The sequence below is a fragment of the Janthinobacterium sp. NFX145 genome, from assembly GCF_049810325.1.
In the GTDB taxonomy this organism is placed as follows: Bacteria; Pseudomonadota; Gammaproteobacteria; order Burkholderiales; family Burkholderiaceae_D; genus Janthinobacterium; species Janthinobacterium rivuli.
The window spans coordinates 5,831,891-5,852,945 of record NZ_CP187360.1 but is presented as its reverse complement, the minus strand read 5'-3'; the positions used below and the strand labels follow the sequence as shown (position 1 = coordinate 5,852,945).

17 protein-coding genes and 1 pseudogene are annotated in these 21,055 nt (G+C 62.1%); 15 read left to right on the top strand and 3 right to left on the bottom strand.

The features are described from left to right. Nucleotides 1–47: 47 nt before the first annotated feature. Entirely contained in the window at nt 48–791 is a 744-nt protein-coding gene (gene yihA, locus ACPJXG_RS26230; protein ID WP_034778293.1) for a ribosome biogenesis GTP-binding protein YihA/YsxC, read from the bottom strand. Between the two features lie 186 nt (nt 792–977). On the opposite strand from yihA, the gene ACPJXG_RS26225 reads away from it, so the two are divergent. The 5 genes from ACPJXG_RS26225 (at nt 978) to ACPJXG_RS26205 (ending at nt 6,872) form a co-directional block, all read left to right on the top strand. Further along, entirely contained in the window at nt 978–1,649 is a 672-nt protein-coding gene (locus ACPJXG_RS26225; protein WP_176387688.1) for a c-type cytochrome, read from the top strand. A gap of 185 nt (nt 1,650–1,834) precedes the next feature. Beyond that, the gene (locus ACPJXG_RS26220; RefSeq protein ID WP_425252774.1) at nt 1,835–3,931 is read left to right on the top strand and encodes a cytochrome c biogenesis protein ResB; all 2,097 of its coding nucleotides are present in this window, start codon (nt 1,835–1,837) and stop codon (nt 3,929–3,931) included. 64 nt (nt 3,932–3,995) lie between these two features. Beyond that, entirely contained in the window at nt 3,996–5,147 is a 1,152-nt protein-coding gene (ccsB, locus tag ACPJXG_RS26215) for a c-type cytochrome biogenesis protein CcsB (protein WP_034753239.1), read from the top strand. Between the two features lie 84 nt (nt 5,148–5,231). Beyond that, nucleotides 5,232–6,209 carry a protein-methionine-sulfoxide reductase catalytic subunit MsrP gene (gene msrP, locus ACPJXG_RS26210; protein ID WP_099401297.1) on the top strand — a complete coding sequence of 326 codons (978 nt, stop codon included), beginning with the start codon at nt 5,232–5,234 and terminating at the stop codon, nt 6,207–6,209. Between the two features lie 9 nt (nt 6,210–6,218). Beyond that, entirely contained in the window at nt 6,219–6,872 is a 654-nt protein-coding gene (locus tag ACPJXG_RS26205) for a sulfite oxidase heme-binding subunit YedZ (RefSeq protein WP_099401298.1), read from the top strand. On the opposite strand, the gene lptM is transcribed toward ACPJXG_RS26205, so the two are convergent. Continuing rightward, entirely contained in the window at nt 6,869–7,051 is a 183-nt protein-coding gene (gene lptM / locus ACPJXG_RS26200) for an LPS translocon maturation chaperone LptM (RefSeq protein ID WP_099401299.1), read from the bottom strand. The genes ACPJXG_RS26205 and lptM overlap by 4 nt on opposite strands. 40 nt (nt 7,052–7,091) lie before the next feature. On the opposite strand from lptM, the gene cyaY reads away from it, so the two are divergent. Further along, complete coding sequence (cyaY, locus tag ACPJXG_RS26195; RefSeq protein ID WP_099401300.1) at nt 7,092–7,421, top strand: iron donor protein CyaY; 330 nt, start codon at nt 7,092–7,094, stop codon at nt 7,419–7,421. 66 nt (nt 7,422–7,487) lie between these two features. On the opposite strand, the gene ACPJXG_RS26190 is transcribed toward cyaY, so the two are convergent. Further along, nucleotides 7,488–9,833 (bottom strand): penicillin-binding protein 1A, encoded by a 2,346-nt coding sequence (locus tag ACPJXG_RS26190; protein ID WP_035824043.1) that lies wholly within the window; start codon nt 9,831–9,833, stop codon nt 7,488–7,490. Between the two features lie 292 nt (nt 9,834–10,125). On the opposite strand from ACPJXG_RS26190, the gene pilM reads away from it, so the two are divergent. From pilM to nrfD, 9 genes and pseudogenes are all read left to right on the top strand, one after another. Next, nucleotides 10,126–10,767 (top strand): pilus assembly protein PilM, encoded by a 642-nt coding sequence (gene pilM, locus ACPJXG_RS26185; RefSeq protein ID WP_051959318.1) that lies wholly within the window; start codon nt 10,126–10,128, stop codon nt 10,765–10,767. A gap of 14 nt (nt 10,768–10,781) precedes the next feature. Beyond that, the gene (locus ACPJXG_RS26180) at nt 10,782–11,324 is read left to right on the top strand and encodes a PilN domain-containing protein (protein WP_425252773.1); all 543 of its coding nucleotides are present in this window, start codon (nt 10,782–10,784) and stop codon (nt 11,322–11,324) included. 15 nt (nt 11,325–11,339) lie between these two features. Continuing rightward, nucleotides 11,340–12,377, top strand: coding sequence for a pilus assembly protein PilP (locus tag ACPJXG_RS26175; protein WP_425252772.1), 1,038 nt, complete (start codon nt 11,340–11,342; stop codon nt 12,375–12,377). A gap of 92 nt (nt 12,378–12,469) precedes the next feature. Then, nucleotides 12,470–13,795 (top strand): annotated as a pseudogene (locus ACPJXG_RS26170) (type IV pilus secretin PilQ); the annotation flags it as partial. A gap of 70 nt (nt 13,796–13,865) precedes the next feature. Further along, nucleotides 13,866–16,121: an Ig-like domain-containing protein gene (locus tag ACPJXG_RS26165; protein ID WP_425252771.1), complete on the top strand. Its 2,256-nt coding sequence runs from the start codon at nt 13,866–13,868 to the stop codon at nt 16,119–16,121. Nucleotides 16,122–16,228: 107 nt separating this feature from the next. After that, entirely contained in the window at nt 16,229–17,848 is a 1,620-nt protein-coding gene (gene aroKB / locus ACPJXG_RS26160) for a bifunctional shikimate kinase/3-dehydroquinate synthase AroKB (protein WP_402721184.1), read from the top strand. Between the two features lies 1 nt (nt 17,849). After that, nucleotides 17,850–18,986 (top strand): deoxyguanosinetriphosphate triphosphohydrolase, encoded by a 1,137-nt coding sequence (locus ACPJXG_RS26155; RefSeq protein WP_402720024.1) that lies wholly within the window; start codon nt 17,850–17,852, stop codon nt 18,984–18,986. Between the two features lie 242 nt (nt 18,987–19,228). After that, a complete protein-coding gene (gene dsrO, locus ACPJXG_RS26150; RefSeq protein ID WP_058049488.1) occupies nt 19,229–19,939 on the top strand; it encodes a sulfate reduction electron transfer complex DsrMKJOP subunit DsrO in 711 nt (236 codons plus the stop codon). 3 nt (nt 19,940–19,942) lie between these two features. Then, a complete protein-coding gene (nrfD, locus tag ACPJXG_RS26145; RefSeq protein WP_425252770.1) occupies nt 19,943–21,049 on the top strand; it encodes an NrfD/PsrC family molybdoenzyme membrane anchor subunit in 1,107 nt (368 codons plus the stop codon). Nucleotides 21,050–21,055 lie beyond the last annotated feature (6 nt).

Below are 21,055 nucleotides of genomic sequence, written 5' to 3'. Positions count from 1 at the left end.
CTGCGCCGTGTGAACGGGCAGCCTCTTTTACACAGCGTTGATCTCGATCAAGCCGGTTTGTCGGTTCCCGCTTCCGGCTCGACGTCGTCTTCCATGTCGATCAGTTCGACCATCTGGGCCGCGCCATCTTCGCTGATGCCGGCCAGTTCCATGATCTTGTCGTTGGCTTCGTCGATACCGACGCGCTTCAGCGCCGAGAACAGTTGCACGGTGAACGGGAAGCCGACGCCGTCTTCATCCACATAGCTGTCGAGCTTGGCTTTCGCCTGGCGCAAGGCGTTCACGGATTCATTGCGGTTCAGCTTATCGACCTTGGTCAGGATGCAGTGGATCGGTTTGCCCGTCGGGGCGAACCATTCCAGCATTTGAATGTCCAGGTCGGTGAACGGGCGGCGCGAATCCATGATCAGGATCAAACCGGCCAATTGCTCGCGGCGTTGCACGTAGTCACCCAGCAGGCGCTGCCAGTGCAATTTGGCCGAGCCCGATACTTCCGCGTAGCCATAACCCGGCAAGTCGACCAGCAGGCATTCGATCTCTTCGACGATGGTGGCATCCTTGCGGTGCTGCGCCACGTGAGCGCCGCCGATGGAGAAGTAGTTGATGTGCTGGGTACGGCCAGGTGTCTTGGAGGCGAACGCCAAGCCTTTCTGATTACACAAGATGTTGATGGCGGTCGATTTACCGGCATTGGAGCGGCCGGCAAAGGCGATTTCCGGCACCGTGGTATCGGGCAGGTCACGCAATTGGTTGACGGTCGTAAAGAAGCGGGCTTGCCAGAGTTTTGACATGGGAATAGTAAAGCAACAAAAGGGAGCGATAAGGGAGCGATAACGCCAAGAAGCTATTGTACAATAAGGGGTTGTTTATTGTTGCCGGCGTAGCAGCGATGCGGCTTGCGGCCCTGAAAATAAAGCAAAAATCCACAGGGCGCGGCAATGTCCACCACTAATTTCTCACTGTCTCAGGGTGCCTGAATGAATCGTGCGTTTTCACCGTTGTTCAAATCCATGCTGCTCGCTTTGCTGGCTGTATCGGCAACTGCCTCCGCGGTCGAAGCACCGAAACCGGCTGTCAAGGCCGACGCTGCCAAGGGCGCTGCCCTGTACGCCGATGGCGACGCGGCGCGCGGCTTGCCTGCCTGCGTCTCCTGCCATGGCGCGGCCGGCAATTCGACCATCACGGTCAATCCGAAGCTGGCCGGCCAGCACGAAAGCTATATTTACAAGCAACTGGTCGATTTCACCACGCCGCAGCGCAACCAGCCCGTCATGACGACGTACGCGAAGATGCTCAGCGACGCCGACAAGAAGAATATCGCCGCCTACCTGGGCACGCAGCTGTCCAAGCCGGGCGCCGCGAAAAACAAGGATACGATCGACCTGGGCAAGAAAATCTACCGTGGTGGCATTGCTTCCAAGCAAGTTGCCGCCTGCGCCAGCTGTCATGGCGCGACGGGCAATGGCATTCCCGTCCAGTATCCGCGCATCGCCGGCCAGCACCAGGATTACACGGTGGCCCAGCTGACGATGTTCCGCAGCACCAAGGCTGATGCCCGCAAGAACAGCGCTGAAATGCACACCATCGCCGCCCGCATGTCGGATGACGAGATCGCTGCCGTGGCCGACTATATCGCCGGCCTGAAGTAAGTTTTCATAGTGGCAAGCGATTGCCAGGCGCATCAGTGCGCGTGAACAAGGGCGGCCGTGTCAACGGGCTGCCCTTTTTCATGGCAGGGGCCAAACAGGAGTATGCTGCCGCCTTGCGCGGAGAAACACTCTGCTCCATGCCTACATTTTCTTGAAGATTGCATATCCCGTATGAGTATCCACGTATGAGCACAGGCACGACCGGAATCGAGTTAAAGACCCAACGCCGCAGCCTGGCTGAATTCGTCGAGCTGGTCTCGTCGATGCGCTTTGCCATCAGCCTGCTGACCCTGATCGCCGTCGCGTCCGTCATCGGCACCGTGCTCAAGCAAAACGAGCCCATGCCCAATTATGTCAACCAGTTCGGCCCGTTCTGGTTCACCGTTTTCGACAAGCTGAGCCTGTATTCCGTGTATTCGGCCTGGTGGTTCCTCGTCATCATGGGCTTTCTCGTCGCCTCGACCTCGCTGTGCATCGTGCGCAATGCGCCGAAGATGCTCAAGGACATGCGCAGCTGGCGCGAAACCGTACGCGAGCAATCGCTGCGCAATTTCCACCACAAGCTGGAATGGCAGGCGCCGCTGCCGCGCGCCGTGCTGGCCCAGCAGATGGTGATGCGCCTGAAAGACGCCGGCTACGGGGCCAAGGTGGTCGAGAAGGACAACGCCACCCTGGTCGCGGCCAAGCGGGGCGCGGCCAATAAATGGGGCTATATTTTTGCCCACGGCGCCATCGTCATCATTTGCGTGGGCGGCTTGCTCGATTCGGAAATGCCGATTCGCGTACAGCAATGGTTCTTTGGCAAGACGCCGTTCTCCGGCAGCGGCGTGATCGCCGATATTCCCGCCCAGCACCGCCTGAGCCTGTCGAACCCCACTTTCCGCGGCAACACCATGATTCCGGAAGGCTCGTCGAGCAACACGGCCATCATTCCCCAGGCCGATGGCGTGCTGATCCAGGACTTGCCCATCACCATCCTGCTGAAAAAATTCCACATCGATTTCTACAGCACCGGCATGCCCAAGCTGTTTGCCAGCGATGTCGTCATCACCGATCATGTGACGGGAGAAAGTTTTCCTGCCACCATCAAAGTCAACCAGCCGCTGTTGTACAAGGGCCTGGCCCTGTACCAGTCCAGCTTTGAGGATGGCGGCAGCAAGCTCAAGTTGACGGGTTTTCCCATGACGGGCAAGACGACGAAACGCTTCGATATCGGCGGCGAAGTGGGCGGCAGCACGCCGCTCGAACGCAGCGATGGCAATTCCTACACGGTGGAATGGTCGGGTTTCCGCCCGTTTAACGTGGAAAACCTCAGCGCGGGCCAGGATGTGCGCGCCGTCAGCAAGGCGGAAAGTTTCAACGATAAATTCGCCGTCGGCCTCGATAAACGCCTGGGCTCGGCCGCGAAGAACGCGAACAACAAGGACCTCAAGAACGTGGGGCCATCGGTGCAATACAAATTGCGCGACAAGACGGGCCAGGCGCGCGAGTACCAGAACTATATGCAGCCCGTCACCGTGGATGGCACGACGGTGTTCCTGGCCGGCATGCGCGTCAACCCCAGCGACCCGTTCAGCTATCTGCGCATTCCCGCCGATGACAATTACAGCGTGAACGAATGGATGCGCTTGCGTGCCGCGCTGCAAGATCCGGCATTGCGCCAGCAGGCGGCCACGCGCTATGCGGCGCGCGCCATGCCGCAAGCGGGTGCGGAAGCCTTGCGCGGCCAGTTGCAGGAATCGGCCGCGAAGAGCCTCGGCATCTTTGCCGGCAATGGACAAGAGGGCGGCTTCCTCGCCATTTCGCGCTTCCTGGAGAAAATTCCTGCTGCCGAGCAAGAAAAAGCGGCCGATATCTTCATGAAGATATTGAATGGCAGCCTGTGGGACTTGTGGCAGGCGGCGCGCGCCCAGGATGGCTTGAAAGCCATCGAGGCCGATGACAAGCACGGCCGCTTCCTGCAATTGGCCACGAATGCGCTGTCCGACAGCTTCTTCTATGGCGCGCCCGTTTATCTGCAACTCGACGACTTTACGGAAATCAAGGCGTCCGTGCTGCAGGTGACGCGTTCACCGGGCAAAAGCGTCGTCTACCTCGGTTGTTTGTTCCTCGTGATCGGCGTGTTTTCCATGTTTTATATCCGCGAACGCCGCCTGTGGGTGTGGATCAAGGATGGCGAGGGCGGCAGCGAAGCGCTGATGGCCATGAGCACGCAACGCAAGACGCTGGATTTCGAAAAAGAATTTGAGACTTTGAAGGCAAAGCTGCCGCAATCGGCGTAAGCTGCGCTGAGTTGGATTGGCTGAGTTTCGGGACGCTTGCGCGTTGCCGGGAATGGAGAAAATGATGGAATTGGCAAACAAGCAAATATATACGCAGGAACCAGGATTTTTCAAGCGCCTGAGCCTGATCGATTGGCTGTATGGCGCCGGCTTGCTGGCCGCATCCCTGTTCGGCCTGATGCGCTTTGGCGCCTTCATGGATATCTATGAAAAAGCCATCCTGCTGGCCGCCGCGCCCACGTTCGCGTGGCTGGGCTGGTACTGGAAACCCGTGCGCTGGCTGATCCCCGTGGCGGCCGTGCTGTCGCTGTTCGCCATCGAGCTGTACGCGGGTCATCTGGAAATGGCGAACCAGAAATTCTTCCTGAAATACATCTTGTCGAGCCAGTCCGCCATCCTGTGGATGGGCACACTTTTCGTCCTGTCGACCCTGTTCTATTGGATCGGCCTGGTGGCGCGCTCGGAATTCGGCTCCTCCGTCGGCTCCCTGCTGTGCTGGGCCGGCGTCGTGCTGGGCCTGACGGGCATGCTGGTGCGCTGGTACGAGTCTTACCTGATCGGCGCCGATGTGGGCCACATTCCCGTATCGAACCTGTATGAAGTGTTCATCCTGTTTTCCCTGATCACGGCCATGTTCTATCTGTATTACGAGCAGCATTACGCGACGCGCCAGCTGGGCGCCTTCGTCATGCTGGTCATTTCGGCGGCCGTCGTCTTCCTGATGTGGTACACGGTCACGCGCGACGCGGCCGAAATCCAGCCGCTGGTGCCGGCCCTGCAAAGCTGGTGGATGAAGATCCACGTGCCTGCCAACTTCATCGGCTACGGCACCTTCGCCCTGTCGGCCATGGTGGCGGCGGCCTATCTGCTCAAGTCGAGCGGCTATCTGGTCGACCGCCTGCCATCGCTGGAAGTGCTCGACGACGTCATGTACAAGGCCATTTCCGTCGGCTTCGCTTTCTTCACGGTAGCGACCATCCTGGGCGCCCTGTGGGCGGCCGAAGCATGGGGCGGCTACTGGTCGTGGGACCCGAAAGAAACGTGGGCGCTGATCGTCTGGCTCAACTATGCAGCCTGGCTGCACATGCGCCTGATGACGGGCTTGCGCGGCCGCGTCGCCTCGTGGTGGGCGCTGGTGGGCTTGCTGGTGACGACGTTTGCTTTCCTGGGCGTGAACATGTTCCTGTCGGGATTACATTCTTACGGCAAACTGTAATTCATTTTTGCATGACAGAAGCGTCATGAACGGCCCGGAAAAACTGGTGTAAGGTATATCCAATCACCTTTTTCCGGAGCCGCCATGTTGATCAAGCGCAGTCCCAACGGCATTGAGTTGCCGTATTCTTCCGAAATCACGCCGCGCGCCGTGTTTGAATCGCGCCGCAGCTTTATCAAGCAAGTGGCGCTGGGCTCGATGTCCAGTGCGGCCTTGCTGGAAATGGCCAGCCGCGAAGCGTTCGCGCAAGGCATCAATCCCAAGCTGGCGGCCAAGCTCAATCCCGCCTATTCGGCGCTGGAAAAGCAGACGGCCTATAAAGACGCCACCACCTACAACAATTTCTACGAGTTCGGCACGGACAAGAGCGACCCGGCGCAAAACGCGGGCACCTTGCGCACGCGGCCCTGGACCGTCAGCATCGAAGGCGAAGTCAAGAAGCCGATGACCCTGGACCTCGACGCGCTGCTGAAGCTGGCGCCGCTGGAAGAGCGCGTCTACCGCCTGCGCTGCGTGGAAGGCTGGTCGATGGTCATCCCCTGGGTTGGTTATTCTTTCTCGGAAATCATCAAGAAAGTCGAGCCGACGGGCAATGCCAAGTACGTGGAATTCATCACCCTGGCCGACAAGAAGCAAATGCCGGGTGTCGGCAGCCGCGTGCTGCAATGGCCCTATACGGAAGGCTTGCGCATCGACGAGGCGAACCATCCGCTGGCCTTGCTGACCCTGGGCATGTATGGCGAAACCTTGCCAAACCAGAATGGCGCGCCCGTGCGCATGGTGTTGCCGTGGAAATATGGTTTCAAGTCAGCCAAATCCATCGTCAAGATTCGTTTCGTCAAGGAACAGCCGCGCACGTCCTGGAACCTGTCGGCGCCGTCCGAATACGGTTTTTACTCGAATGTGAACCCCAACGTCGATCATCCGCGCTGGTCGCAAGCTTCCGAGCGGCGCATCGGCGAAGACGGTTTTCTCACGCGCAAGCGCAAGACCCTGATGTACAACGGCTACAACGATGTCGCTTCCTTGTACGCGGGCATGGATCTGAAGAAGTTCTTTTAAGGAAAGACCATGGCCCTCAACCCCACGAGCAGGCAGTTGTCGCTGCTGAAAAGCCTGATCTTTTTGCTGGCGCTGCTGCCGTTTGCCCGCATGGTCTGGCTCACGTACACGGGGCAACTGGTGGAGCCGCTGGAATTCATCACGCGCGGCACGGGCGACTGGACCCTGTATTTCCTGTGCATCAGCCTGGCAGTGACGCCCTTGCGGCGCTTTACGCAGTGGAATTGGCTGATCAAGCTGCGGCGCATGCTGGGCCTGTTCGCGTTTTTCTACGCGGCGCTGCACTTCACCACGTTTTTATGGTTCGATCACTTTTTCGATGTGCAGGAAATGTGGAAGGATGTGCTCAAGCGGCCATTCATCACCGTGGGGTTTATTGCCTTCGTCTTGCTGATTCCGCTGGCCGTGACGAGTACGAACGGCATGGTGAAACGCCTGGGGGGCAAGCGCTGGCAGTGGCTGCACCGGCTGATTTACATCATCGCGCCGCTGGGCATTTTGCACTTCTGGTGGATGAAGGCGGGTAAGCATAATTTCGCGCAACCGATCCTGTTCGGCGCCATCGTCGCGTTACTGCTGTTAATGCGCGTTTATTTTGCCTGGAGCAAGCGGGAGAAGAGCGCCAGGGCAGCCAAGGCTGCCACCCCGGTACGCTCGACTTAGCTTGCCGGCACGATCACCGGTGGCGGCGGCACGGGCGCCGGTTCGACGGGGCCTTTGGCTGGCGCGCCCTTGGCCGCTGGCGGCTTGGGCAGGTACAAAGGACCGGGCTGGCCGCAGCCGGCCAGGATGCTAGAAACCACAATGGCGGTGCCGATATAAAACGCTGAGGATGACTTCACGATTAGAATCACGGTTTGATTAAGATCTTTGGAGTGTAGCATGAGCGAATCGGAATTCCTGGCCCTGGCCGAAGCCACCCTGACCCAGATCGAGGCGGCGCTGGACCGGCTGAACGATGAAGACGTGCTCGACGTCGAATGCAGCCGCAGCGGCAATGTGCTGGAAATCGAGTTCATCGACAACGGCACGAAAATCATCGTCAACAGCCAGGCCCCCATGCGCGAAATGTGGGTGGCCGCCCGTTCCGGCGGTTTCCACTACAAGCGCGTGGGCGACGAGTGGATCAACACGCGCGACGGCTCGGAACTGTTCGCGGCCCTGTCGGCCATGGCCAGCGAGCAGGCGGGCGCGGCGGTGGTCCTGAAGTAATTGTTTTAGCCGCGCGCAATAAAAAAGGGCAGCCTCTTCGGGCTGCCCTTTTTGCATCAAACGATCTTAAAACAACTCGTTCTTGACGGCTTCTTTCGCTTTCTCTTCCTCCGGCGTGCCGCGCGCCGCGCCTTCCAGGCTGCCGACGCCCGTGCCCGGTGGATTTTCCGCATAGTAATACTCGTCGCCCACGTGGATCAGGCCTTCCGGCACGGCGCGTTCCTCGACGGGAATGCTCTTCAGGGCTTTCGCCATGTAGCTGATCCAGATCGGCAAGGCCAGGCCGCCGCCCGTTTCCCGGTTGCCCAGGTTGCGCGGCTGGTCGTAGCCGATCCAGGCGATACCCACCAGCTTGGCCTGGTAGCCGGCGAACCACGCATCGATGGAATCGTTGGTGGTACCCGTCTTGCCGGCCAGGTCAGGGCGTTTCAAGGCCATGGCCTTATTGGCTGTACCGAAGCGCACGACGTCGTTGAGCATGCTATTCATCATGAAGGCGTTGCGCTCGTCGATGACCCGGTTGGCTTCCTCGCCCGCCAGGTCCGGCTTGGCTTGCGACAAGACATTGCCATCGCTATCGGTGACCTTGGCGATCAGATACGGGTTGATCTTGTAGCCACCATTGGCGAACACGGCATACGCGCCCGCCATCTGCAGCGGCGTCACGTTGCCGGCGCCCAGCGCCAGGGTCAGGTAGGGCGGGTTCTTGTCCGCGTCAAAGCCGAAGCGCGTCGCGTATTCCTGGCCATACTTGGCGCCGATCTTGTGCAGGATGCGGATGGAAATCATGTTCTTCGATTTCATCAAGCCCTTGCGCATGGTCATCGGGCCATCGTATTTGCTGTCGTAGTTCTTCGGTTCCCACGCCTGGCCGCCCGTCTGGCCCGCGTCGAACGAGATCGGCGCGTCGTTGATGATGGTGGCCGGCGACAGGCCCCGTTCCAGCGAAGCGGAATAGATGAAGGGCTTGAAGGCCGAACCTGGCTGGCGCCACGCCTGCGTGACGTGGTTGAACTTGTTGCGGTTGTAATCGAAGCCGCCCACCATGGCGCGGATGGCGCCGTCCGTGGTGCTGGCCGAGACGAACGCCGATTGCACTTCCGGCATTTGCGTCAAGACCCAGGCATTGCCTTCTTGCATGACGCGGATCACGGCGCCGCGCTTGATGCGGCGGTTAGGCGCCGCTTTGTCCGACAGCCAGGCCGCGCCGAAGGTCAGGCCGGGTCCGGTAATGGTGATTTCCTCGCCGGCCGAGGTGACTGCCTGGAGGGACTTGGGCGACGCCTGCAGCACCATGGCGGCGATGATGTCGTCGCTGTCCGGATGGTCGGCCAGTTCCGTCTCGATCGCGTCATCGGCTTCGGCCTTGGTTTTCGGAATCTCGATATACGCTTCCGGGCCGCGGTAGCCGTGGCGTTTCTCGTAATCCATCACGCCCTTGCGCAAGGCGATGTAGGCGGCGTCCTGGTCGGCCTTGGTGATGGTGGTGTAGACGTTCAGGCCGCGCGTATACGTGTCTTCCTTGAATTGCTCGTAGACCAGCTGGCGCGCCATTTCCGATACGTATTCCGCATGCACGCCAAAGGCGCTGCTGTCGGTTTTCACTTTCAGCTCTTCATTCTTGGCTTCCGTGTATTGCTCTGGCGTGATGTAGCCCAGCTGCGCCATGCGCTGCAGGATGTATTGCTGGCGCATGCGCGCGCGTTTCGGATTGACGACGGGGTTGTAGGCCGATGGCGCTTTTGGTAAACCGGCCAGCATGGCCGCTTCGGCCACGGTCAGGTCCTGGATGTTCTTGCCGAAATAGATTTGCGCGGCCGAAGCGAAGCCGTAGGCGCGCTGTCCCAGATAAATCTGGTTCATATACACTTCGAGGATCTGGTCCTTGCTGAGGTTTTTCTCGATCTTCCAGGCCAGCAAGACTTCATACGCCTTGCGTTTCAGGGTCTGTTCGCTGGACAGGAAGAAATTGCGCGCCACCTGCTGCGTGATGGTCGACGCGCCTTGCTTGGCGCCGCCCGTCAGGTTGTGCAGGGCCGCGCGCGTGATGCCCAGGTAATCGACGCCGCCATGTTCATAGAAGCGGTCATCTTCGATGGCCAGCACGGCTTTCTTCATGACATCGGGAATATCCTTGATGTGCACCATGTTGCGGCGCTCTTCGCCGAATTCGCCGATCAGCACGCTGTCGGACGTGAACACGCGCAGCGGCATCTTGGGCTTGTAATCGGTCAAGGTATCGAGCGCCGGCAGGTTCGGATAGGCCATGGCCAGGCCAAAGACCACCAGCAAGACGCCGACGATGCCCAGGCCCAGCAGCGATGCCAGGGCCATCAGCAGGAAACGTTTGGGTTTGCTGCCCTTGGTGGGCGGCTTCGAGCCAGCGGGGCCAGCGGATTTTGAAGATGTCATGCGTCGTATGTCTTTCGGTTAATTATGCCGGCCAATTATAAGCGAGCTTGCCGGGGTGGCAGCGCGCCGTGGCGCTTGCCTAGGGGACAGTCGAAACTTGCCGATACTCTATATAAGCGTGTATTGGCTCGCTGGCAACCAGGATTTGGTAACAATTATTCTGCGCCAGATCACGGCCCGGCCAGATAGGCGCCGCGCGCAGCAGACGCCGGCGTGAAATCCATTTACAAGCCAGCGCTGCCGGGACTAGGCTTTCGGATGGCAGGAATCCCTCCCACGCTGACGTTTCTCCATGAAAAACATATCCATCAGCAATTTTCTTGGCATCGGCTTGCTGGGCGTCGACATCGCGGACGATGCCGTGCGCGTGGTCGAGTTGCGGCGCCGGCGTGGAAAACTGTCGTGCCGGCATTGCGGCGCCGCCGCGCTGGCGCCCGGCGTGCTACTGGAGGGCAATGTCGAGGACATGCAGGGCCTGGCCGATGCCCTGCGCCAGGCTCATCGCGACAGTGGCAGCACCTGCACGCGGGTGGCGCTGGCCATGCCGGCCACGGCCCTAATCACGCATGCGATCCGCTTGCCCGCCGGATTGCCGGAAGAGCAGCTGGAAATCCTCGTGGAACTGGAAGCGGGGCAATACATGCCGTTCGCGCTGGAAGACGCTAGCCTGGATTTTTGCATTCTCGGCCCCGCGCCGCCGCTGCCCGGCACGACAGGCAAGGAAGTCGACGTGCTGCTGGTGGCGGCGCGGCGGGCCAGCGTGCAGCGCCGTCTCGATGCGGCCAGGGCGGCGGGCTTGCTGGCCGTCGTCATGGATAGCGAGGCGCTGGCCTTGCAGGCGGCGCTCGCCCAAGGTGGCTGGCAAGCCTTGCCCGACGGTGGCGAGGCCTACCAGCTGGCCTGGGGCCTGGCCATGCACCGGTACGCCCGATGACGGGCCGGGCGCCCATGCAGCGCATCAACCTGTTGCCATATCGCACTGCGGCACGGCGCAGGCGCATTCAGCTGCTGCTGTGGCAACTGGCGGGCGGGGCGCTGCTGGGATTGCTGCTGGCCCTGGCGGCAGGCGCCTGGCTGCGCCACCAGCTCGACGCGCAGCTGGGCCGCCAAGAGGGCTGGCGCAGTGCCATGCAGCAAGTCGATGCCATGCTTGTCGCTGGCAAGCGGGTGCAGGGAGAGACGGCGGCGCTGCTGCTGCGCCAGCAGGCCATGGCCAGTTTGCAAGAGCAACGCAATGCCTGGGTGCGCATGCTGGACGCGCTGGCCCGGGCAATGCCGGCCGGCGTTTCCTTGCACAGTGTGCGCCAGGAAACGGCGATGGTGCGCTTGCAGGGGCAGGCTGCGTCGCAGGACAAGGTCGCGGCATTGCTGCTGGCGCTCGAGCAGGCGGCGCCCTGGTCCCGCCCGGAAGTGTTGGAAGTGCGCGGCGTGGCCGATGGCGCCGTGGAATGGACGATACGGCTGGCTTTGGCACCCGATGGGCAATCTTAGTGGTGGAGGTCGATCATGCTGAGCTTGAAAACCGCGTCGCTGTGGCCGCTACCCGCGCGCCTCGCTTGCGCCGCCCTGGCCGCTACGCTGGTGGCCGCGCTGCTGCACGCCGTGTGGCTGGCTGGGCTGATGACTGCCGTGCAGGTGGCGCAAAGCGAGGAGGCCCGCTTGCGCGCCACCTATCTGTCGGCGCGGGCCAGGGCGCAGCAGTTGCCGCAATGGCGCGCGCAGCAGCGCCAGGCCGGCGCCGAGCTGGCCCTGCTGGAACAGCAATTGCCCGACCAGCAAGCGATGGCGCAGCTGTTGACGCAGATTAACGCCGCAGGCCAGTCGCGCGGCTTGCATTTTTCGCTGTTCAAGCCCGGTGCGTCCCAGCCGCAAGCGCCGTATGTCGCCTTGCCGATCGCCATACAGTTGCGTGGCGGCTACCATGCCATGGGCGCGCTGCTGGCGGATTTGGCGGGCCTGCCGCGCCTCGTCACGGTGCACGAACTGGCCTTGAACCTCGACAAGGATCGCATGCTGACCCTCGATGCCGTGCTGCACGCGTATCGCTTGCCTGAAGCGGGGGAGCGGGCGGCGCAAGCGGCATTGCCTCCAAAGACCAGCGCGCCCGCAGTGACACCAGCTTGGCGCCCGCTTGCCGCCGTCGCGCCGTATCCCTATGCGGCGGCGGCCCTGGCCGATCCTTTCAATGCATTGCCGCCAGCGCCCGAGTCCGGTCAGCGTGGCGGCGTGGCGGGGCCCGACCCTCGGCGCATGCGCGAAGCGCTGGAAAACGTGGCCTTGCCGGCCATCAGCATGGTCGGCAGCGTACAGCAGGATGGGCGCCTGAGCGCGCTGCTGCTGGCAGGCCAGCGTGTGTACCGGGTGGCAGTGGGCCAGTACCTGGGGCAAGATCACGGCGTGGTGACGGACATCAGTGAACGGGCGCTGCAGTACCGTGAATTGCTGCGCGAGGCGGATGGCCCCTGGCGCGAGCGGCGCGGCAGCCTGGTCTTGCAAGTGGCGGGAGCGGGGCCGAAGGCCAGCTTGCCCGAGGCGGCGCCGTGAGGCCGCGCCGCATGTTCTGGGCCGCCATGCTGTGTCTGCATGCCAGCAGCCTGGCCCAGGATGCCGTGGTGAACGTATCGGCGCCGCGTCTGTATGCGGGCGACAAAATCTCTGTTGATTTCCAGAACGTGGGCGTGCGCGCGGCCCTGCACATCCTGGCTGATGCGTCCGGCCAAAATATCGTCGCCAGCGACAGCGTGGCGGGCAACGTGACCCTGCGCCTGCGCGACTTGCCGTGGGACCAGGCTCTCGACGTGCTGTTGCTGGCCAAGGGCCTGGAGATGCGGCGCAATGGCAGCGTGCTGTGGATCGCGCCGCGCGAGGAAATGCTGGCGCGCGAAAAACTGGAGCTCGAAGCGCGCGCCCAGATCGCCGAACTGGAACCCTTGCAGTCGGCAATCTTCCAGCTCAATTACCAGAAGGCCGAAGCGTTCCGCAGCGTGTTCGGCCTGGATGCGGGGGAAGGGCGCAGCCGCTTGCTGTCGCGCCGTGGCAGCGTGCTGATCGAGCCGCGCACGAACCAGCTGTTCGTCACCGACGTGCCGGTGCGCCTGGAGCAGATACGTCAATTGATCGCGAAGACGGATATTGCTACGCGGCAAGTGATGATCGAGGCGCGCATCGTCGAGGCGAACGACAGTTTCAGCCGCAACCTGGGTGCGCGCCTGGGTTTTACGGACCAGCGCCTGGCGGCGGGCCAGTTGCCCGGTTTTTCCCTGGGCGGCAGCGGGCGCCGCGCGGCTGTCGGCGGCAGCTACCAGGGCGTGGGCGAGGCGACGGGGCAAACGGTGGCCGGTAGCGGCGCCTTCGTGCCGAACTCGCAATTCGTCAACTTGCCCGCCGCCAGCATCAATGGCTTGCAGCCGGCCAGCTTCGCCCTGAGCCTGTTTTCGGCGGCCGCCAACCGTTTTCTGAACCTGGAACTGTCCGCGCTGGAAGCGGACGGTCGTGGCAAGATCATTTCCAGTCCCCGCGTGGTGACGGCCGACAAGGTGCTGGCGCTGATCGAGCAGGGCATCGAGCTGCCGTACCAAGTGGCCACCAGCAGCGGCGCCACGTCGATCACCTTTCGCAAGGCGAACCTGCGCCTGGAAGTGACGCCGCAGATCACGCCGGATGGCAACGTGGTGCTGGAAGTGGACGTCAACAAGGATAGCGTGGGCCAGGAAACGCGTTCCGGCTTTGCCATCGACACCAAGCACGTGCGCACGCAAGTGATGGTGGAAGACGGCGGCACGGTGGTGCTGGGCGGCATTTATCAGCAATCCGAGCGGGGCACGGACAGCAAGGTGCCGCTGCTGGGTGACATCCCCGTGCTCGGTGTTTTTTTCCGCAGCACGGGCCGCAGTCAAGAAAAAACGGAACTGATGGTGTTTATTACGCCGAAAATAGTGGCAGATCGGCCAGCAACACGTTAATGTCACATCTTTACGTTTAAGTAACAATGCAAACGAAAGCGGACTGATGGCGACTATGCGGAATGTATCTTTGAGCAATACTTATTGGAGTCGGGTAGCGAATTGGCTGGTCTTGCTGGCGCTGGGCGCCTTGCTGGCCGCGTGCGGCGGCGGTGGCGGCGACCCGACCATCGATGGCGGCAGCAGTGGTGGCACGACGGGCGGGGTGGCCGCGACGGTCACGGTAAGCCTGTTTAACGCTGCTGGCCAGCCTGGCAGTACGCTCAGCAGCACGACGCCGCTGACGGCCATGGCGCTCGTCAACGATAAAAATGGCGTTCCCGTCAGCAATGCCGTGGTCACGTTTTCGGCCGATGCCACGCTGGTAACGTTGTCGTCGACCAACGGCACGGCACTGACCGATGCCAAGGGCTATGCCAGCATCACCGTCTCGGCCCTGAATGCAGCAGTCACCGGTGCGGGCAAGCTGACGGCCACTGTCGCAACGGCCACCGCCACGGTCACCGGCGAGGCGAGCTATGAAATCAAGGCGGCGCAGGCTGCTGGCGCGAAAATGACGCTGTCGCTGTTCAGCGGTAGCAGCACAAGCAATTCTTTGTCGAGCGCCACGCCATTGACGGCCAAGGCGCTTGTTACCGACTTGAGCGGCAAGCCGATCGCCGATGCCCTGGTAGTTTTTTCTACCGACAATGCCGTTGCTGTACTGTCCCCGTCGGTAGGGACGGCACTGACTGACGCGACGGGTATGGCCAGCGTTACCATGCGTCCTTTCAGTCTGACGAGCAGCGGCGCCGCTAGCTTGCGGGCAAGCACGACAGTCAATGGTGCTCTTGCCAGCACTCAAATTAACTATGTGCTGGGAACAACAGATCTGACGCTGGCCAACATGACCTTTTCGCCTGCCAGCATCCCTGCCTATGGCACGGCAAATGTGTCGGTTGATATCATGGCTGGCAGCAAGGCCTACACCGGTACGGGAGTAACGGTGGAGTTTGGTTCGAACTGTGTCTCCGCGGGCAAAGCCAGCGTGAGCAGCGGCGTGCCGGCCGTCAATGGCAAGGCGACGGCCGTGTACCGCGATCTCGGTTGCGGCGGCGCGGACATGCTGTTTGCCTCCGTGACCGGTAGCAACGCCGCACTGCACGCCACCCTGAACGTCGCGCGGGCGACGCCGGCGTCGGTACAGTTTTCCGCCGTTAGTCCGGTGGGGAAATCGCTTGTCATTCAAGGCCAGGGCGGCTTGTCGCGCACGGAAACGGCGACCCTGACTTTCCGCGTATTCGATACTTTCAACAGGCCTTTGCCAGGCCAGGAAGTCACTTTCTCGCTGCTGAACGGCCCGGGTGTGACGTTGAATAAGCTGAAGGACATCACCGATGCCAACGGTGAAGTCATCACCACGGTCAATTCCGGTCTTACGCCGACGACGTTCCGCGTCAAGGCCAGCCTGGCATCCGGCGTATCCACCTTGTCCGACTCCATCCTGGTGACGACCGGCTTGCCCGTGCAAACGGCATTTTCGCTGAGCGTGGTTAAATCCAACGTGGAAGGCTGGTCCTATGACAGCGGCGTGGGCAACCCCGCCACCACCGTCACTGTCCTGTTGGCGGACCAGGCGGGCAATCCGGTACCGGATGGCACGCCGGTGGCGTTCCAGAGCAACCTGGGCGCTATCGGTTCATCGAGTATGGGCGGCTGCACCACCACCAATGGCGGCTGCTCGGTCGATTTCCGCAGCCAGAATCCGCGTGTGGCGACCAATCCGCCGGCGACGCCCTGCAATGACCTCAAAAACGGCGGCACGGCGGACAGTAACTGGCCGGGCCTGGCGACCGTGTGCGCCAGCACGTCGGATGGCAGCACGACATTGTTTGCCAAGATCGCGGTCTTCTTGAGCGACAGCCATCCTGACAATGTCTTCCTGACGAACGACGATGGCAGCACCGCTGTCCTGGGGACACAGGCGTATGACCTGGGTTCCCGGTCGGCGAGCCTGCCCCGCACATTCCGCCTGCTGATCAGCGATCTGCATCAAAATCCCATGCCATCCGGTAGTACGGTGACAATCACGAATGCCGTCAATGGGCAGGTGTCAGTGTTGCCGGCGAGCGTGCAAAATATCTACCCGCACAATATGCTTGGTGTCGATGACAGGACGGGCAACAACATCAAGGGTAACCAGGGCAGCCTGCATACCGTTACAATTAACAGTATGACGCCGACCAACTGTGTAGCCGATGTAGTCAATACGTTTAATGTGACAGTGACGACGCCGCTGGGCAACGCCACCAGTTACCCGTTTAGACTGACATTCTCCTGTCCTTGACCTGCGGGGGGAGCGGGGGCCGTCGAGGGCGGCACCCGTTATTTTCTGATTGATTGATATAAAAAGTGTCCGAAATTTCCAACAGTAATATTTTTCTTGTCGGCCTCATGGGCGCAGGCAAAACCACGATCGGGCGCATCCTGGCCCGCAAGCTGGGCTTGCGCTTTGTCGATTCCGACCACGAAATCGAGGCACGCACGGGAGCGACCATCCCGTGGATCTTTGAAATCGAGGGCGAGGCCAGCTTTCGCCGGCGCGAGGCCGAGGTCATCCGCGACCTGAGCGCCCAGCAAGGCATCGTCATGGCCACCGGCGGCGGGGCCATCCTCAACGCCGACAGCCGCGCTTACCTGAAGGAACGGGGCACGGTCGTCTACCTGCGCGCCAGCGTCAGCAACATCCTCGCGCGCACCAGCCATGACAAGAACCGCCCCCTGCTGCAGACGGCCGACCCGCGCAGGAAGCTCGAAGAGCTGACGGCGCAGCGCGAGCCCCATTACATGGAAGTGGCCGACATTGTGATCGACACGGGCCGTCCTAACGTACAATCGATGGTCCAGACCATCCTGATGCAGCTGGCCAGCCTCGAATGCGAAGCTTCGCCCAACTGCGTCATTCATGCAGAGCCTTCCATGAACGAGCAATCCAAAATGTTGTTGAGCGTAGACCTCGACGAGCGCAGTTATCCGATCGCCATCGGTCCCGGCCTTTTGGCCGACGCCGATGCGCTGCTGCGCCATATCAGCGGCCACAAGGTGGCCATCGTCACCAATACCACCGTCGCGCCCCTGTATCTGGGTCGCCTGCAGGCGGCGCTGGCCAGCGATGGCCGCGAAGTGATCTGCATCGTCCTGCCGGACGGCGAAGAATATAAAAACTGGGCCAGCCTGATGCAGATTTTCGACGCGCTGCTGGCCAATAAATGCGACCGCAAGACTACCCTGGTGGCGCTGGGCGGCGGCGTGATCGGCGACCTGACCGGCTATGCGGCCGCCAGCTACATGCGCGGCATCGGCTTCGTGCAGGTGCCGACCACCCTGCTGGCGCAGGTCGATTCCTCCGTCGGCGGCAAGACGGGCATCAACCACCCGCTGGGCAAAAACATGATCGGCGCCTTCTACCAGCCGCGCGCCGTGATCGCCGACACCTCGACCCTGGAAACCCTGCCGGCGCGCGAGCTGTCGGCCGGCCTGGCTGAAGTGATCAAGCATGGCGCCATCATCGATGCCGCGTTTTTCGACTGGATCGAAGCGAACATGGGCAAGCTGATGGCGCGCGACAAGGGCGCCCTCGCGTATGCGATCGCCCGCTCGTGCGAAATCAAGGCCGATGTGGTGCGCCAGGACGAACGTGAAGGCGGCTTGCGCGCCATCCTGAACTTCGGCCACACCTTCGGCCACGCCATCGAGGCGGGCCTGGGCTACGGCCACTGGCTGCATGGCGAAGCCGTCGGCTGCGGCATGGTGATGGCGGCTGACCTGTCGTGCCGCATGGGCTATATCGACCAGGCTGCCGTCGAACGCGTGCGCAAACTCGTCGCCGCCGCCGGCCTGCCCGTCAAGGCGCCGGACCTCGGTGTCGAGCGTTGGCTGGAATTGATGGAAGTGGACAAGAAGAACGAGGGCGGCGCCATCAAATTCATCCTGTTGAAACCGCTGGGCAGCCCGAGCATCACGTCCGCACCCCATGAACTGGTGCTGGCCACCCTGGCCGCCGGAGTGCAATAACATGCTGCCGGAAGACTTCCTGGCTCCGTATGCGGCCCACTCGGCACAGGGGCAGGGACGTCGCTTTGCCGAGGCGCCGCACGCCTCGCGCAGCCAGTTCCAGCGCGACCGCGACCGCATCATCCATTCCTCGGCCTTCCGCCGTCTCGAATACAAGACCCAGGTATTCCTCAACCACGAGGGAGACCTGTTTCGCACGCGTCTGACGCACAGCCTGGAAGTGGCGCAGGTGGGGCGTTCGATCGCACGCAACCTGCGCCTGAACGAAGACCTGGTGGAAGCCATCGCGCTGGCGCATGACCTGGGCCACACGCCGTTCGGCCACGTGGGCCAGGACGTGCTCAATGAATGCATGCAGGAGCATGGCGGCTTCGAACACAACCTGCAAAGCCTGCGCGTGGTCGACACGCTGGAAGAACACTACGGCGCCTTCGATGGCTTGAACCTGATGTTCGAGACGCGCGAAGGCATCTTGAAACACTGCTCGCTGGCGCATGCGCGCGAACTCGGCCCCGTGGCACAGCGCTTCATCGACCGCACGCAACCGACCCTGGAAGCGCAGCTGACCAACCTGGCCGATGAAATCGCCTACAACAGCCACGATATCGACGACGGCCTGCGTTCCGGCCTGATCACCATCGCCCAGCTGGAAGAGGTGGAATTCTTCGGCCGCCTGTGGCGCGAGGTGCAGCAGGCGTTCCCGGGTCTGTCGGGCCGGCGCGCCATCTACGAAACCCTGCGCCGCCTGATCACGGCACTGGCCGACGATCTGATCGTCACCTCGACGCAGCTCATTGCCGATGCGGCCCCGCGTGATGTGAACGAAGTGCGCGCCAGCGCTCCACTGATCCGTTTTTCGGACGCCATGCGCAAGGACGCGACGGAGCTGAAACGCTTCCTGCGGGCGAACCTGTACCGCCACTACCAGGTCAACCGCATGCGCGTCAAAGCGAGCCGCATCGTGCGCGAACTGTACGACAGCTTCATGGCCGAACCGGCCCTGCTGCCGCCCGACTATCAGGTCAATGGCGATGATGTGACCAAGCAGGCGCGCAAGATCGCCGACTACATCGCTGGCATGACGGACCGTTACGCGATCCGCGAGCATCGCAGGCTGTATTCGCTCGACGAGCTGTAACGGTCACTGCGGGCACTGACATGCTCGCGTGACGCTGCGTGTCGGGTTACGCCGTGCCGGCTAACCCGACCTACTAATACAGGCGGTCATGGGGAATCCGACCTACTCCGCATTGTCGATCCTGTCAATTGGCATGATCATCTAGGTCCCCGCACTATCACCCCAATACCCCCGCAGCGCCTTCTTTTCTATCATGGCAGCAAGTCAACAAGGGCTTGCCGCCCATAGTCAAGGAGAGTGTCATGATTGAATCGCGCCGCAGTTTCTTGCGCGCCTTGCCAGCCGTAACCATCGGGGCGGCCATCGCGCCGCTGCCCGGCAAGGCGGCCACCAAGGGCGAAGGCGGCCAGCGCTGGGCGATGGTGGTCGACGTGCAGAAGTGCATCGGCTGCCAGGCTTGCACGGTCTCCTGCATCATGGAAAACGCCGTGCCGGAAAACAGCTTCCGCACCGTCGTCTCGACCTATGAAGTCAAGGAAGAGAACCGCTGCGGCACTTACATGCTGCCGCGCCTGTGCAACCACTGCGCCAATCCCCCCTGCATTCCCGTCTGTCCCGTGGGCGCCACCTTCCAGCGCAAGGATGGCGTCGTCGTCGTCGACGGCGACCGCTGCGTGGGCTGCGCCTACTGCGTGCAAGCGTGCCCGTACGACGCGCGCTTCATCAACCACGAAACGGGCAAGGCCGACAAGTGCACGTTCTGCGCGCACAGGGTCGACGAAGGCTTGCTGCCGGCCTGCGTGGAAACCTGCGTCGGCGGCGCGCGCATCTTCGGCGACCTCAATGACCCGGAAAGCCTGGTGCACCAGCTGCTCACCGAGAACAAGGTGAAGGTGCTCAAACCCGAGCAAGGGACCCAGCCCCACGTGTTTTATCTGGGACTGGACACGCGCTTCGCCGGCCACGTCGAAGGCGAAGCGACTCTTTGGCAACCGAGCAAACACGGGAAATAAACCATGGACAGCCACATCACCGAAATTGTCAACGTCACGCGCGAAGCGGCATGGTTGCCGTGGGCGGTGCAGTATTTTTTCCTCATCGGCCTCAGTTACGGCAGCTTCATGCTGACCCTGCCGTACTTCGTTTTCGGCCGCAAGGCGTATGAACGCCTGGGGCGCATCGCGCTGCTGGCATCCCTCGTCTGCGGCATGACGGCGCCCGTGGCGCTGCTGGCCGACCTGCACGGGCCGGGCCGCTTCTACCATTTCTACATTTACTTCCAGCCGCAGTCGTGGATGTCGTGGGGTTCGTTCTTCATTCCCCTGTATCTGGGCTGTCTGATGCTGTACGCGTGGCTGGCGCTGCGCGTGGACTTTTCCACACGGGGGCAGGGGCAGGATCGCCTGGCCTGGGCCTACCGCCTGCTGGGGCGCGGTGGCGCCGCATCGCGCAAGGCCATCGTCACCGCCGCCGCCTTCACCTTGCTGGCCGCCTTTGTCGTAGGCCTGTACACGGGCATGGAAGTAATGGTGGTGCGCGCCCGCCCCCTGTGGTTCACGCCTTTCCTGCCGGCGCAATTTGCCGCCACGGCGTTCGTGGGAGCGGTGGGCCTGGCGCTGCTGTTCAACCGTTTCCTGCCTGGCCGCGAGCAGGCGCTGGAAGTGTCGCTGAACCGGGCGCTGGCCCTGTCGCTGGCGCTGGTGCTGGCGCTGGGCGGCGGCTGGCTGTTCGTCAGTCTGTCCGGCGTGAGCGCCAGCCACAGCATGGCGTTCACCCAGGTGGCCGGCATGCCGCAATGGCAGTTCACGGCCGTCTGGGCCGTGCTGTCGGCCATCGTACCGATGGCCCTGGCCATCTGGCGCCCGGCCACGAGTGGCCTGGTCAACGGCCTGATCGCGCTGCATAGCGCCTGGATGATGCGCTGGACGATTTTCATCGGCGGCCAGACGATCCCGAAAACGGGCGCCGGCCTGTATGACTACCACCTGCCGATGGGGAACGATGGCTTGATGGGGATTATCGGCACGGCCGGCCTGTGGATCGCGCTGCTGTTGCTGATGCTGGAATTTTTGCCATGGGCCGGACGCATGCTGCGCAACCGTCCCGCCATGGCCACGCAATGAGGAGTC